Source organism: Pseudonocardia sp. Ae717_Ps2 (assembly GCF_001932475.1).
Classification (GTDB): domain Bacteria; phylum Actinomycetota; class Actinomycetes; order Mycobacteriales; family Pseudonocardiaceae; genus Pseudonocardia.
The window spans coordinates 5206754-5220805 of the sequence record NZ_MCIS01000001.1 but is presented as its reverse complement, the minus strand read 5'-3'; the positions used below and the strand labels follow the sequence as shown (position 1 = coordinate 5220805).

The following is a 14052-nucleotide window of genomic DNA, read 5'->3' as shown; positions in this document are numbered from 1 at the left end:
GATGAGCGACGGCGCGACGACTCCACGCTTCGTGACACCGTCGCGCCCGCCCGTCGCCGACCCGACCGGGTCGGCACCCGTCGCGCTGTCCACGGCCTCGGTCTACCCGGAGGGAGTCGCCGCCGGGTTCGAGATCGCCGCCGAGCTGGGCTACGACGGCGTCGAGCTCATGATCTGGACCGACCCGGTCAGCCAGGACCCCCGAGCGGTCGAGCGTCTCGCCCACCGACACGGGGTGCCGATCCTCGCGGTGCACGCGCCCTGTCTGGCCGTCACCCAGCGGGTCTGGGGCGCCGACCCGGTGCACCGGCTGCGGCGCACCGTCGAGGTCGCCGCCCGGCTGGGCGCGCGCACCGTGGTGGTGCACCCGCCGTTCCGCTGGCAGCGCCGCTACGCCGGGGTCTTCGCCGACGAGGTCGCCCGCGCCCACGAGGTCCACGACGTCACGCTGCCGGTGGAGAACATGTTCCCGGTGACCCGCGGCGCGATCAGCACCGTGCCCTACGCGCTGGGCCACGACCCGACGGAGATCGGGTTCGGTGCGTACACCCTGGACCTGTCGCACACCGCCGCGGCCGGGGTCGACGCGCTCGACCTCGCCGAGCGGATGGGCGACCGGCCCACCCACCTGCACCTCACCGACGGCTCCGGAGCCCCGCGCGACGAACACCTGGTCCCCGGCCGCGGGACGCAGCCGTGCGCCGAGGTGTGCGAGCGCCTGGCCGACTCCCGGTTCGCCGCGGACGGCGGCACCGTCGTGCTGGAGGTGTCGACCCGGCGCTGCCGGACCCGCCAGGAACGCACCGGGCTGCTCGCCGAGTCGCTGCTGTTCGCCCGGCTGCACCTCACGCCGACGATGTCCGCCATCGCTCCTACCCGTGGGTAACATGCTCGCATGAGCAGTACGACGGTCCGGCCGTTCGCCGACGCGCACGACATCGAGCACCTCGGGGACGGCCGGTTCCGCGCCCGGCTCGACGGGACCTGGGCGATCGGGGACAAGGCGTTCGGCGGCCTGCTGATGGTGCTCATGGCGAAGTCCGGGCTGGCCCGCCTCGCGGCCGACGAGGCCCCCGCACCCGACCCGCTCGCCGTCGCCGTGGACTTCCTGCGCGCGCCCGACCTGGGGCCGGTCGAGATCACGACCGACCCGCTCAAGATCGGGCGGACGGTGTCCACGGTCGCCGTCCGCCTGCACCAGCAGGGCCGGCTCATGCTGCACTCCACGGTCACCGCGGGTGTGCTCCCGACCGACGCCCCGCGCCTGGACGACGGCTCTGCGCTCGCCGTCGAACCGGACCCGGACGCGCTCGACCCGGCCTCGGCCGAGGGTGGCGCGCGCGGCCTCGCCGCCGCCTGCGAGCTGCGCTACCCGCGCGGTGCCCTGCCGTTCCTGCGCGGCGAGACCGGGCCGCCGGAGATGGCCGGCTGGGTCCGCCCGCGCGGGGAGGAGCCCGACGTGCTGTTCGCGCTGATGTCCGGCGACATCCTGCCCCCGACGGTGTTCAACCTCGGCGGCTCCCTCGGCTGGGCGCCGACGGTGCAGCTCACCGCGCTGCTGCGGGCCCGCCCGGCTCCGGGCTGGCTGCGGGTCGAGTCCCGCTCCGGCGCCGTGGCGAGCCCGTCCGCCGGTGGCGGGGTGTCGAGCGCGCAGTTCGACGAGGACGTCACCGTCGTCGACGCGCACGGCCGCACCGTCTGCCAGGCCCGCCAGCTCGCCCTGGCCCCACAGGCCGGCTGAGGGGTTCCTACGCTCCTCCCATGACGAGGATCGCGGTACTGGGTGGGGGACGGATCGGCGAGGCGCTGCTCGGCGGGCTGCTGGCGGCCGGGCGGTACGCCGGTGACCTGGTGGTGGCCGAGCGGTCCCCGGCCCGGGCGCAGGAGCTGACCGCGTCGCTGGGGGTGACCGCGGCCCCGGTCGACGAGGCGGTGCGCGGGGCCGGGACGGTGGTCGTCGCCGTCAAGCCGCAGGACGTCGTCACGCTGCTCGGCGAGGTCGCCGGAGTGCTGGAGCCTGGCGCGCTCGTCGTGTCGCTGTGCGCGGGCCTGCCGACCTCGCTGTTCGAGGGCGCCCTGCCCGAGGGCACGCCGGTCGTGCGGGTCATGCCGAACACCCCGATGCTGCTGGGCGCGGCGATGTGCGCGATCTCCCCGGGTGCGCACGCGACCCCCGCGCACCTCGACGAGACCGAGACGCTGCTGTCCACCGTCGGCGCGGTGCTGCGCCTGGACGAGGCGAAGCAGGACGCCGCGACCGCCCTGTCCGGCTCCGGGCCCGCGTACTTCTTCCTCGTCGCCGAGGCGATGATCGAGGCCGGGGTCCGGCTGGGCCTGACCCGCCCGGACGCGACCGAGCTGACCGTGCAGACCGCGCTCGGCGCCGCGCGGATGCTGCGCGAGACCGGCGAGCACCCCGCGGTGCTGCGGGAGAACGTCACCTCGCCCGCCGGGACCACGGCCGCCGCCCTGCGCGAGCTGGAGCGGCACGGGCTGCGCACGGCACTGGCCGACGCGGTCACCGCAGCGTACGACCGCTCGGTGGCGCTCGGTCGCGGCTGACCGGACCAGCGGTACCTCGTTCAGCGCATCGTATGACGCAAAGTCACTCGGACGCGCCGTGCCGTAGCACGATCGAGCCCCCCTCTGGCGGACCGATCGTCACATCCGCCCCGGTAGACTGCACCTGCATCCCCCACCACCGGGCGAACCGGGGAACCCCTCTCGGGGGAGGAAGGCGGTGCCCCATGGCGGCGGAACGACCCGAGCCCCTGCGGTCGTCCCAGGTCCAGTTCCTGACGGTGGCCGAGGTCGCGTCGATGATGCGCGTCTCCAAGATGACCGTGTACCGGCTCGTCCACTCGGGCGAGCTGCCCGCTGCGCGGGTCGGTCGCTCGTTCCGTGTGCCGCAGCGCGCGGTGGAGGACTACCTGCGCAACGCCTACTTCGACGCGGGCTGATCCCCCGTGGGGTGACGGCCGGTACGCCCGGGTAGACTGGTGAACCGGCTGCCGACCCCCACCGGTCGCATCGCGTCGTCGCCCGCTCCGGCGGGCGTCGCCCGGCCCGCGCCTCGTGTCCACGTGCACGGATCGTGCGGGCGGCCCACTCCGAGGTCACCCGGTGGAGCGGTCGCTGACGATCTGCGTCGACACAGGAGGAGCACCCACATGGGCTCGGTCATCAAGAAGCGCCGCAAGCGGATGTCGAAGAAGAAGCACCGCAAGCTGCTGCGCAAGACCCGGGTGCAGCGCCGCAAGCTCGGCAAGTGACTCGCGCACCGGCCGCGTGCCCGCCCTCCGGCGGGTGCGCGGCCGGTGTCGTTGTGGCGGTCCGTACCCCGGTCGGACGCGTCGCGCACCTCACGTGTCCGCGTACCTGCCCGGTGTGACGGGGCGGGTCTACGATCGGACGATCTCGCGTCAGCCCCCGGTGAACGGAGCGCCCATGGACCGGCCGACCCCGAACGTCGTGCTGGTCACCGGGGTCAGCGGCTTCCTCGGCGGGCACCTCGCGGCCCGGCTGGCGGCCGACCCGTCCATCGACCGGGTGCTCGGTGTGGACACCGTCCCGCCGCCCCGGGACCTGCTGAAGCGGATGGGCCGCGCCGAGTTCGTGCGCGCCGACATCCGCAACCCGCTCATCGCGAAGGTCATCTCCTCCGGAGGCGTCGACACGGTCGTGCACGCGTCGCTCTCGGCCAGCCCCGCATCGTCGGGCGGCCGCGCGACGATGAAGGAGATGAACGTCATCGGCACGATGCAGCTCCTCGCCGCGTGCCAGAAGGCGCCGAGCGTCCGCCGCGTCGTGCTCAAGTCGACGACCGCGGTGTACGGCTCCAGCCCGCGCGACCCCGCCGTGTTCGACGAGGCCATCGGGGCCAAGGACCTGCCGTCGGGCGGCTACGCCAAGGACGCCGCCGAGATCGAGGGCTACCTGCGCGGGTTCAGCCGTCGCCGCCCGGACGTCACCACCACGGTCCTGCGGTTCGCCAACTTCATCGGCCCGCGGATGGACACCGTGCTGTCGCGCTACTTCGCGCTGCCGGTCGTCCCCACCGTGCTGGGCTACGACGCGCGGATCCAGCTGCTGCACGAGGAGGACGGCCTCGCCGTGCTGGAGCGTGCCGCCACCCACGAGCTGCCGGGCGTGTTCAACGTCGCCGCGCACGGGGTGCTGATGCTGTCCCAGGCCATCCGCCGTGCCGGCAAGATCGCCGTCCCGGTGCCGAGCGGTGCGGTCGGGCCGGTCAGCCGGGTGCTGCGGGGCGCGCGCGTCGTGGACTTCTCCCCGGAGCAGATGCGCTTCCTCAACTTCGGCCGGGTCGTGGACCTCACCCGGCTGATCAACGACTTCGGCTTCGAACCACGGTGGACCACCACCCAGGCGTTCGACGACTTCGTGCGCGGCAAGGCGCTGGCGCCGGTCCTCGGCCCGGAGCGGATCGCCTCCATCGAACGGGGCGTGCTCGGCCTGGCCCGGGCGCTGCGGTGACGGGCCGGGACGGCGGCATGCGGGCACACGAGCAGGGACGGCCGGGCGGCCGCGGTGGCACGAGGAAGGGCGACGGCATGGCCGAGGCGCGGGTGATCCCGATCCGGGGCAACCGGGGGCCTGCCCGGCCTGCGCGGGCGGAGGAGCCGTCACGACCCGCGCCGGTCCCCTCCGCGGCCGAGCCCGAGGAGACCGAGGGCCCGGCCTGGGAGGCCGCGCTGGAGCAGGTCCTGGAGTTCCTGCGCCGCAGGCTCGCGGGCGACTACCCGATCGACGAGTTCGGCTTCGACCGCGAGCTCACCGACGCGATGGTGCTGCCCGCCCTGCGCCCGCTCTACAAGCGCTGGTTCCGGGTCGAGACCATCGGCACCCACCACATCCCCGAGACCGGTGGCGCGCTGATCGTCGCCAACCACTCCGGGACGCTGCCGCTCGACGCGGTCATGACCACCGTCGCGGTGCACGACGACCACCCGTCGCACCGGCACCTGCGGCTGCTCGGCGCCGACCTCATGTTCACCATGCCGGTGTCCGGCTCGCTGGCCCGCAAGGCCGGCGCGACGCTGGCCTGCAACCCCGACGCCGAGCGGCTCATGACCTCCGGCGAGCTCGTCGGGGTGTTCCCCGAGGGGTTCAAGGGCATCGGCAAGCCGTTCCGGGACCGCTACAAGCTGCAGCGGTTCGGCCGCGGCGGGTTCGTCTCCGCCGCGTTGCGGACCGGGGTCCCGATCATCCCGTGCTCGATCGTCGGCGCCGAGGAGATCTACCCCAAGATCGGTGACCTGGCGCCGCTGGCCCGGCTGTTCGGCGCGCCGTACTTCCCGGTCACGCCGACCTTCCCGCTGCTCGGCCCGGCGGGGCTGATCCCGCTGCCGTCGAAGTGGTACATCGAGTTCGGCGAGCCGATCCGCACCGACGACCACGCGCCGTCCGACGCCGACGACCCGATGCTCGTGTTCAACCTGACCGACCAGGTCCGGGAGACGATCCAGCACACGCTGTACCGGCTGCTGTCCCAGCGCCGCAACGTGTTCCTGGGATGATCCGACGGCCGGACCCGCTGCGGTGGCTGTGGTACGCCGCCGGCGGGCGGCTGCCCGCGCGGTACCGCGAGTGGGTGCTGCACGACACGACCTGCCGGACCTGGCACCTGCGCCACTTCGCGCGCACCGCGGCGGTGCTGACGCTGCTGTCGGTGCCGCTGGCCCTGGTGATCCCCGGCCCGCTGTGGCTGCGGCTCAGCGCCCTGCTGCTCGGCTGGCTGGTGTCGCTGCAGTACGCGCTGTTCGTGATGGAGGAGTCCGTCGAGCACCGGGTGGTGAAGGCCGGCTACCCCGCGGGCACCGCCCGCGCGACGCGGCTGGAGGCCACCGCCGACGAGCGGGCCGAGGCCGCCCGCCGCTACGCCGAGCGCTATCGCGGGGCCCCGCCACCCTGAGCGGCCGGGCGGGTCAGCGCTTGCGGTAGGCCATCCCGGCCGCGACCGCACCGGCGACGGCGCCCGCACCGAGCACCGAGGGCACCCCGATCCTGGCGGCCTTGCGGCCGGTCCGGAAGTCGCGGATCTGCCAGTTGCGGGCCTTCGCGACGTCGCGCAGCTCCGAGTCCGGGTTCACCGCGACCGCGGTCCCGACCGCCGACAGCATCGGGACGTCGTTCACCGAGTCCGAGTACGCGGTGCAGCGACGCAGGTCCAGACCCTCCGACGCGGCCAGCGCGCGGACCGCGTGCGCCTTCGCCGGACCGTGCAGGATCTCGCCGACCAGCCGCCCGGTGTAGAGCCCGTCGACGGACTCCGCGACAGTGCCCAGCGCCCCGGTCAGCCCGAGCCGCCGCGCGATGATGCGGGCCAGCTCGATCGGCGTCGCGGTGACCAGCCACACCCGCTGGCCGGCGTCGAGGTGCATCTGGGCCAGCGCCCGGGTCCCGGCCCAGATCCGGTCCGACATCAGCTCGTCGTAGATCTCCTCGCCGAGCGCGACGACCTCGTCGACCGGACGGCCCGCGACGAACGACAGCGCGGTGTCGCGGTGCCCCGCGATGCCGCCCTTGTCCTCCCGGCCGCCGACCCGGAACTTGATCTGCTGCCAGGCGAACCCGGCCAGGTCGGAGGTGGTGAAGAACTTGCGCGCGGCCAGCCCACGGGCGAAGTGGAAGATCGACGCGCCGACCATCATCGTGTTGTCGCAGTCGAAGAACGCGGCGGCGGTGAGGTCCGGCGGGGCGCCGTCCCCGCCCTCCGGGCCGTCGGGGTGGTCGTCGGCCTCGGCGGCGACGGCCGCAGCGGCGGAGGCCTGCCCCGCCCGCTGCGCGGAGTCGAGCGCGGTCGCCCGCTCCAGCACCCCCGGCTCCTCGGAGAGCCCGGTGTCGATGGGCGGGTGAGACTCGCGGGTCCCGCTCTGGTCGAGAGGGGGGACGGACCCGGGATCACTCACCACGGCGGCCTTCCTGGTGCGACGGCGTCTCGCGTCCCGAGGGGATCGGGGCGCGGCCCCAGCCTACTGCCGGAACGCGGGAGCGGGCCCGGCCTCCGGTACGTGACACGTGTCGACGTACCGGGCGCCGGGCCCGTCCCCGTGGTCTCCGGGCTGGATCAGCCGAGGGTGACCGGGCCGAGGCCCGGCAGCAGCGGCGGGATCGTGATCGGCGGCAGCAGGCGGTTCTGCTCCGCCGACGGCTCCGACGAGCTGCTCGACCCGCTCTCGGAGGTGGCCGAGCCACCGCCGTCCAGCAGCGGCAGCCCACCGCCGTCCTGCGAGGACCCCGAGGTGGTCGGGGTCTGGGAGGTCGAGGTGGCCGGACCGGAGGTCGGCGACGGCGTGCCGGTCGCGGACTCCGACGGCGTCACCGGTGCGGACTGCTCGACGGCCTGGGCCGCGGAGGGCCCACCCGCGGTGCGGCACTCGCCGGGCACCGGGCCGAGGTCGTCGACCGTGCCGCCGCTGTCCGCGGCGCAGCCGGTGCCGGCCCGCAGCGCCTCGGCCCGGGTCAGCACCCGGTCCAGCAGGCGGATGGCCTCCGAGGTCTCCCCGCGGCTCTCGGCGGGCAGGTCGGACTGCAGACGGGTGATGCGCCCGGACTGGGCGGCCGCCCAGGTCCGCAGCTCGGCCAGACGCGAGGTGTCCGCGCCGTCGGTGCCCGCGCCGGCCAGCATCAGCCTGCTGCCGGTGCTGGTGGCCCGGTCGAAGTCGCCCATCGCGGACGCCACCGCGTCCGGCGACGGCGGCGTGGACCGCGCGACCAGGCTCTCCAGCTCGTCGACCCGGGAGCGAGCCAGGTCGAGCTGGCGGGCGGCCTCGGCCTGCTGGCCGACGGTGAACACCCCGCCGACGCTCTCGCTGGCGCGCTTCATGCCGTACATCGCGTCGCCGGGCAGGGCGTCGCGGCTGACGGTCGAGGTCACACCGGCGATCACCGCGAGCGCGGCGAACCCGCCGACGACGACGCCGAAGCGCTTGCGCACGCTCGGGCGACGGCGGTCCAGCATCCGGGCGCCGGACGACGCCGGACGGGCGGAGTCGTCGCGGCCGGGCCCCGCCTCGGCGTCGCGGGCCGGTCCGGCCGGGGCACTCACCTGCTCGGGGTGGTCCGGGTGGTCCGACGGCAGCACGTGGCGGCCACGCCGCGGACGGCCGCCGCGACCGGTCGGGTCGTCCGCGGCCGGGGCGTGCTCGCCGGCGGCGCGGCGGTTGGACACCGCGTCCCAGTCGAGGTCGTCGGCGATCGGCGGGCCGATCGGCGCGGTGAGGTCGGCCGGGTCGACGCGGTCGAACCGGCCGCCGAACGAGGGCCCGCCGGACTGCTGCCCGACGCCCTCCTGGGCCAGCACCTCGAACAGCCGTGCCCGCATCCGGGCCGAGGCGTGCGGATCGGGCGAGAGGTCACGCCGCGAACGGTCCAGCGCGGCGGCCAGCGCGATCTCGTGCGCCAGCTCCTCCGATGCAGGGGCACCCGCCGGCGCGCGGTCGAAACCGTCGTCGCCGGGATACCCGTCGTCCCATGCCCTGGGCATGCCGTCCGTCCTCACTGCAGTCTCGCGCTGCTCGTCGGCGCGTGTGGCGCCGTCAGTGCGCGCCGGTCGGTACAACGACCGACTGCGGACGAGGTTACGGCCTTCCAACCGTTCACCGCATCGAGTAGTGCGTTCGGCGCAGTGATCGACACACCCTCTCGCGTTCCGGCTGTTCCGGCGGGAGACCCGCTCACCGCAGGCCGTCCGGGAGGAGCTGTGCGAGGCGACGCACCGCGCGGTGCTGCAGCGCCTTGACCGCACCCTCGTTGCGGTCCATCAGCTCGGCGGTCTCGGCGACCGAGAGGCCCTTGAGGAACCGGTACTGGATGCATTCGCGCTGGTCGGAGTTGAGCTTGGCGATCGAGGCCAGCAGCTCGTCGTTGGTGGCCATGTCGAGCACCTGCTGCTCGGGGCCACCGGTGCTGGGCGACAGCTCGACGATCTCCGAGGTCGTCTGCTCCAGCCGGAAGCGGCTGGACTTGACGTAGTCGAAGATCAGGTTCCGGGCGATGGTGACGAACCAGGCCCCGATGTCGCGGCCCTGGTAGCTGACCGAGGAGATCCGGCGCAGGGCCCGGACGAAGGTCTCCTGGGTCACGTCCTCGGCGAAGGACCGGTCGCCCATCCGGAACAGCACGTACCGGTAGACGACGTCGTGGTAGCGCTCGTAGAGCTCGCCGAACGCGGCCACGTCGCCGGCCTGGCAGGCCTCGACCAGTGCCCAGGAGCTGTTCGCGTCCTCGACGGCGCGGGCGGCCTCGTCGGCCGGGTCGGCCTCCGGTCGCTGCAGCTCCTGCGAGATCTGCGGTGCCCGTCGTGGCATCGGCATGTCCTGCTCGGTACGGCCCGGCGGACCCGACCGGGTGGTCCGGCCGTCCGGGCGGTGTAGCGCAGGGCCTGCGGGGTACGTGGGGGGAGCGTCGACCAGGGGAGCGGACGCGATCGGCCCCGTCGGCTGGGACGGCGCAGAGGTCGCTGAAGTCATGGACACCTCCCCGTCCGGCTGGGGGCGGACGGTGTCGGGTCTGTCCTCGCCGGGTTCGGGGGCCCGGGGCGGACGGACGGTCTCGGGGATGGTCTCGGAGCGCTGCTGTCGGAGCAGCCGGTGCGGTCGCGTCGGCCGGGTCATGGATCCCGGGGGGTCGGACGGGGTACGGCTCGGCGGGCGACCCGGCGGGCGGGGACCGCCGGCGCGTCCCGCGCGGCGCGGCACGGTGTGCACCGTGGCGCGCTGGCGTCGAGCTGCATGCCACTCCCTCGGGTGAGTCGCGCGACGAACCGGCGGTTCACGCGTTGAACTACATGTAGCGGCGGAGCATAGACGTCTGTCGAGTGGCGCAGCGCACTCGCCGCCTCTCGTCGCGTGCCGTTCCGGCGAGCGGCCCGATACGCGCGGTGGACGAACCGTGCGCGAAGCGTGTCCGAATCGACACGTGGCGTACACAGCGGTGAGCGGTCCCTCGGGGCGCGACGGTCCCGGCCGGGTTTGGAACACTGGCCGTGACGCGTGCCGACGAGCCGACCCCGCCCCGGCGGGGTCCGAGGATGGAGACCGCCGTGCCGAGTTCCGACCCCGCGCCGGGCCACCGTCCCGAGCGGCCCACCCACCTCGCCGACCTGGTGGCGCGCAACGCCTCCGAGCGCCCCGGGCACGACGCCGTCCGCGACCTGTCCGGCGCGGCACCGCTCACCCTGACCTGGTCGGCGTTCGACGCGGCGGTCTCCGCCGAGGCCGCCCGGCTGCGTGCGGCGGGCGTCCGCCACGGCGACCGGGTCGCGATCGGCCTGCCCGACGGGGCCGACTACTGCGTGGCGTTGTTCGGAGCGCTGCGGGCCGACGCGGTCGTCGTACCGTTCGGCGCAGACGCGGTGACCCGCGAGCTGGAGGTCGTGCTCGACCAGGCCCGGCCGGTCGCGGTCGTCGCCCGCCCCGACGACGCCGTCGCGGCCGGCTGCGCCGAGGGCGTCGGCGCGACGCTGCTGGGCCCGCCGGACCTGGCCGCCCCGGTCCCGGACGCCCCGGTCGACCGGGCCCCCGCCGACCCCGAGCGGATCGCGCTGGTCGTGTTCACCTCCGGCACCACCGGGCGTCCGCGCGGGGTGCGGCTGTCGCACCGCGCGCTGCTGGCCAACCGCGAGCAGGCGGGGGAGCTCCGCCCGGCACCGGTCAACGCGGTCGACCGGGTCCTGCTGGCGCTGCCGCTGTTCCACGTCTACGGGCTCGCCGCCGGGTTGCTGCAGGTCTGCTGGACCGGCGCGACCGTCGTGCTGCCCGGCCGGTTCTCCCCGGACCGGCTGGCCGAGGCGGTCGTGCAGGAGCGGGTCAGCGTCGTGGCCGGGGTGCCGTCGATGTTCCGGATGCTGCTCGACCTCGGGCCCGAGCGGCTGCGCGCCGCGATGGCGGGGGTGCGGCTGTGCACCTCCGGCGGCGCCCCGCTGCCCGCGAGCTGGCTCACGGACTTCCGCGCGGCGAGCGGGCTGGACCTGCACGAGGGCTACGGCCTCACCGAGGGCGGGCCCGTCGTCACCAGCAACGACCTGGGCCGCCCGGCCAAGCCGGGCTCGGTCGGCCGGCCGCTGCCCGGGGTGGAGCTGCGTCTGGTCGACCCCGCGGGGCAGCCGCTGCCGCGGCGCGACCCGGAGCCGGCCCCGCGCGGCGAGGACCCGCTCGACGACCTCGACTACGACGACGACTCCGACCCCGCCGACGACACCGGCCTGATCGCGCTGCGCGGCCCCAACCTGTTCTCCGGCTACTGGCCCGACGGCTGCGGCGGCCCCGGTGAGGACGGCTGGTTCGTCACCGCCGACGTCGGCTACCTCGACGCCGACGGCGACCTGCACCTCGTCGACCGGTCCTCGGACCTGGTCATCGTCAACGGCTTCAACGTCTACCCGCGCGAGGTGGAACAGGTCGTCGCCGAGCTGGACGCGGTGGCCGAGGTCGCCGTCGTCGGGGTGCCCGACGACCGGACCGGCGCCGCGGTCAAGGCGGTCGTCGTGCCCGTCGCGGGCGCCGAGCTCACCGAGGAGACGGTCGCCGAGCACTGCGCGGCCCGGCTCGCCCGGTTCAAGCGGCCCGCCGTCGTCGCGTTCGTCGACGAGCTGCCCCGCACCCCGACGGGCAAGATCGCCCGGAGGACACTGGCGAGGATGTGAGATGCGGGTACGACTGCTGACCCGGGTGGGCTGCCACCTGTGCGACGACGCCGCCGAGGTGCTGGCCCGGGTGTGCGCCGAGACGGACACCGGCTGGGACACCGTCGACGTCGACTCCGACGACGAGCTGCGCGCCGAGTACGGCGACCAGGTGCCGGTGGTGCTGCTCGACGGCCGTGAGCACGACTCGTTCCGGGTCGACGAGGAGCGCCTGCGCGCGGACCTGGCCCGGCGGTGAGCCCGGCCCCGGGCGGTCCGGCCTCCACCGTCGACGGTCGGGCCTTCCCCGACGGAGGCCCGGCCGGCAGGGGGACGCGGCCGGCCCGTCCCGCGCCGCCCGCCCGCACCGCCCTGGCCGGGCTCGCCGCGGCCGCGCTGGGCGTCGGCGCCGGGCAGGCGCTCGCGCTGCTGGTCGCCCCGGCCGCCGGGCCGGTGAACGCCGTCGCCGAGCAGGTCGTGGCGCTCACCCCGCCCGCGCTGGCCGGTGCGGCGACGGTCGGGGCCGGGATCGGCAGCCGCCACACCGTCGTCGCCGGGGTGCTCGTCGTCCTGGCGCTCGCCGCGGCCGGGCTCGGGGCGCTGTCGCGCCGCTCACCGTGGCCCGGTGCGTGGGGGCTCGCGGTGCTCGGGCTGGCGGGCGTGGTCGCCGCGGCGACGGCGTCGGGCGCCGGTCAGCTCGACATGGTCCCGGCGGGTGCCGCCGCGGTCGTCGCGGTGACGGTGTTCCGGAAGCTGCACGCGCTGGCGGCCCGGATCCCCGCCCCGACCGCGGACGGGACGCTGCCCGACGGGCGGCCGGTCCGGTCGTCGCTGACCCGGCGGCGGTTCCTGCGCACCACCGCGCTGGCGGGGGCGGGCGGGGTCGTGCTGGGCACCGGGGCCACGGCCGCCGCGCCGCTGCTGCCCTCGGGCCGGATCGGGCCCGCACGCGAGGCGCTCACCGCCCGGATCCGGACGCTCGCCGCGCAGGGCCGCATCGCGGCCGCACCGGCGCTGCCCGCGGGGGCACAGGTGCCCGGCGCGGCCGCGTTCACCACCGCCGTCGACGACTTCTACCGGATCGACACCGCGCTGCGGGTCCCGTCGGTCGACCCGGCGTCGTGGAGCCTGCGGGTGCACGGGCGGGTCGGGCGCGAGCTCACCCTCACCCTCGACGACCTGCTGGCCCGCCCGCTCGTCGAACGCTGGGTGACGATGGCGTGCGTCTCCAACGAGGTCGGCGGCGACCTCGTCTCCACCACCCGGTTCACCGGCGTCGAGCTCGCGCCGCTGCTCGCGGCCGCGGAGCCCGACCCGGCCGCGGACCAGGCGCTGTCCACCTCCACCGACGGCTGGACGGCGGGCAGCCCGTCGTCGCTGCTGCTCGACCCCGCCCGCGGCGCGCTGCTCGCGGTCGCGATGGCCGGCCCCGACGGCCCGGTCGCGCTCCCGCCCGAGCACGGCTTCCCGGTGCGGATCGTCGTCCCCGGGCTCTACGGCTACGTCTCGGCCACCAAGTGGGTCACCGACATCGAGTTCACGACGTTCGGCGCGCGCGCCGACTACTGGCGCGCCCGCGGGTGGGCCCCGCCCGGACCGATGGAGACGGCCGCGCGGATCGAGTCGCCCGCCTCGTACGCGAGCGTGCCCGCCGGCCGGGTCGTGGTCACCGGCACCGCCTGGGCGGTGCCCCGGGGGATCCGCCGGGTCGAGGTCGGGGTGCAGGACGGCGGCGGGTCCGGGTCCTGGGTGACCGCCGAGCTCGCGCCGGTGCCCGCCGGCGGGGCGACCTGGCGGCAGTGGCGCGCCGAGCTGGAGCTGCCGCCGGGCGGGTACACCCTGGTGTGCCGGGCCACCGACGGCGACGGCGTCGTCCAGACCGCCGAGCGCCGCTCCCCGCTGCCGGGGGCGGCGACCGGCTGGCCGACCCGCACGGTCACCGTGACCTGAGAGACGGCGAAGGGCGGCGCCGACCTGGATCCCGGTGGGCCCCCTCCGCGCGGAGAGCTGTGTCACGAGCGGTCGTCAGGACTGCGTGACGGTGGTGTCGTGGGGAACGACGTGGCGGTCGTCGCACGACGAGCGGTTCCTGCCCGTCGATCACCGGTAGCTCCAGGTCAGGGGCGGGGTCGAGCACGGAGAGGACCAAGATCGCAACTTTGTGCGTGCCTTCACAAGCGGCTACCGTGGGTTCCCGTCGCCGGTCCCGGTGGCACGGTGCCCCTGCGGCGCCGAGGACGCCGGGTCTCGTCCGTCCGCAGCCCGTCCGGCCCGCCCGGCCGGTTCGCGGGCGTGCCGCGAGCACGCCGACGACCGGCCCCTGCACATCCCCGAACGGAGCACGCCCAGTCTCGATGACCGACCGCCCGCGGACAAGCCCCCGTGAGCAGGACGGCCACCGGGACCCC

Annotated in this window: 14 protein-coding genes; 11 read left to right on the top strand and 3 right to left on the bottom strand. The window is 75.4% G+C overall.

Features of this window, described 5'->3' with window-relative positions; translation table 11 throughout:
* The first annotated feature begins 1 nt into the window (after position 1).
* The 8 genes from Ae717Ps2_RS23965 to Ae717Ps2_RS23930 all read left to right on the top strand — a co-directional run bounded on the left by Ae717Ps2_RS23965 (position 2) and on the right by Ae717Ps2_RS23930 (position 5932).
* The gene (locus Ae717Ps2_RS23965) at positions 2-886 is read left to right on the top strand and encodes a sugar phosphate isomerase/epimerase (protein ID WP_143510455.1); all 885 of its coding nucleotides are present in this window, start codon (positions 2-4) and stop codon (positions 884-886) included.
* A 9-nt stretch (positions 887-895) separates the two neighbouring features.
* Entirely contained in the window at positions 896-1741 is an 846-nt protein-coding gene (locus Ae717Ps2_RS23960; protein WP_075333922.1) for a thioesterase family protein, read from the top strand.
* Between the two features lie 20 nt (positions 1742-1761).
* Positions 1762-2562, top strand: a complete 801-nt coding sequence (gene proC, locus Ae717Ps2_RS23955; protein WP_075309974.1) for a pyrroline-5-carboxylate reductase — start codon at positions 1762-1764, stop codon at positions 2560-2562.
* A 185-nt stretch (positions 2563-2747) separates the two neighbouring features.
* Positions 2748-2960, top strand: a complete 213-nt coding sequence (locus tag Ae717Ps2_RS23950) for a helix-turn-helix domain-containing protein (protein WP_020625776.1) — start codon at positions 2748-2750, stop codon at positions 2958-2960.
* Positions 2961-3170: 210 nt separating this feature from the next.
* Positions 3171-3272 (top strand): 30S ribosomal protein bS22, encoded by a 102-nt coding sequence (locus tag Ae717Ps2_RS23945; protein WP_010241351.1) that lies wholly within the window; start codon positions 3171-3173, stop codon positions 3270-3272.
* A 175-nt stretch (positions 3273-3447) separates the two neighbouring features.
* Positions 3448-4494: an NAD-dependent epimerase/dehydratase family protein gene (locus tag Ae717Ps2_RS23940; protein ID WP_060710443.1), complete on the top strand. Its 1047-nt coding sequence runs from the start codon at positions 3448-3450 to the stop codon at positions 4492-4494.
* A gap of 77 nt (positions 4495-4571) precedes the next feature.
* On the top strand, positions 4572-5537 hold the full coding sequence (locus Ae717Ps2_RS23935) for a lysophospholipid acyltransferase family protein (RefSeq protein WP_020625774.1): 966 nt from the start codon (positions 4572-4574) through the stop codon (positions 5535-5537).
* Complete coding sequence (locus Ae717Ps2_RS23930) at positions 5534-5932, top strand: DUF5313 family protein (RefSeq protein WP_075309976.1); 399 nt, start codon at positions 5534-5536, stop codon at positions 5930-5932. Before Ae717Ps2_RS23935 ends, Ae717Ps2_RS23930 begins: the two co-directional genes overlap by 4 nt.
* A 13-nt stretch (positions 5933-5945) precedes the next feature.
* On the opposite strand, the gene Ae717Ps2_RS23925 is transcribed toward Ae717Ps2_RS23930, so the two are convergent.
* The 3 genes from Ae717Ps2_RS23925 to Ae717Ps2_RS23915 form a co-directional block, all read right to left on the bottom strand.
* Positions 5946-6866, bottom strand: coding sequence for an HAD family phosphatase (locus Ae717Ps2_RS23925; RefSeq protein WP_139319081.1), 921 nt, complete (start codon positions 6864-6866; stop codon positions 5946-5948).
* Positions 6867-7087: 221 nt separating this feature from the next.
* Positions 7088-8506 carry a DUF5667 domain-containing protein gene (locus Ae717Ps2_RS23920; RefSeq protein ID WP_075309980.1) on the bottom strand — a complete coding sequence of 473 codons (1419 nt, stop codon included), beginning with the start codon at positions 8504-8506 and terminating at the stop codon, positions 7088-7090.
* A gap of 190 nt (positions 8507-8696) precedes the next feature.
* On the bottom strand, positions 8697-9335 hold the full coding sequence (locus Ae717Ps2_RS23915) for a sigma-70 family RNA polymerase sigma factor (RefSeq protein ID WP_043280249.1): 639 nt from the start codon (positions 9333-9335) through the stop codon (positions 8697-8699).
* Positions 9336-10063: 728 nt separating this feature from the next.
* On the opposite strand from Ae717Ps2_RS23915, the gene Ae717Ps2_RS23910 reads away from it, so the two are divergent.
* Genes Ae717Ps2_RS23910 through Ae717Ps2_RS23900 form a run of 3 tightly spaced genes read left to right on the top strand, consistent with a single transcriptional unit; the run spans position 10064 to position 13594 of the window.
* The gene (locus Ae717Ps2_RS23910) at positions 10064-11665 is read left to right on the top strand and encodes a class I adenylate-forming enzyme family protein (protein ID WP_369804855.1); all 1602 of its coding nucleotides are present in this window, start codon (positions 10064-10066) and stop codon (positions 11663-11665) included.
* 1 nt (position 11666) lies between these two features.
* Positions 11667-11903, top strand: a complete 237-nt coding sequence (locus tag Ae717Ps2_RS23905) for a glutaredoxin family protein (protein ID WP_060710448.1) — start codon at positions 11667-11669, stop codon at positions 11901-11903.
* Entirely contained in the window at positions 11900-13594 is a 1695-nt protein-coding gene (locus Ae717Ps2_RS23900) for a molybdopterin-dependent oxidoreductase (RefSeq protein WP_083695305.1), read from the top strand. The genes Ae717Ps2_RS23905 and Ae717Ps2_RS23900 overlap by 4 nt, the downstream gene beginning before the upstream one ends.
* The last annotated feature ends 458 nt before the right edge of the window (positions 13595-14052 follow it).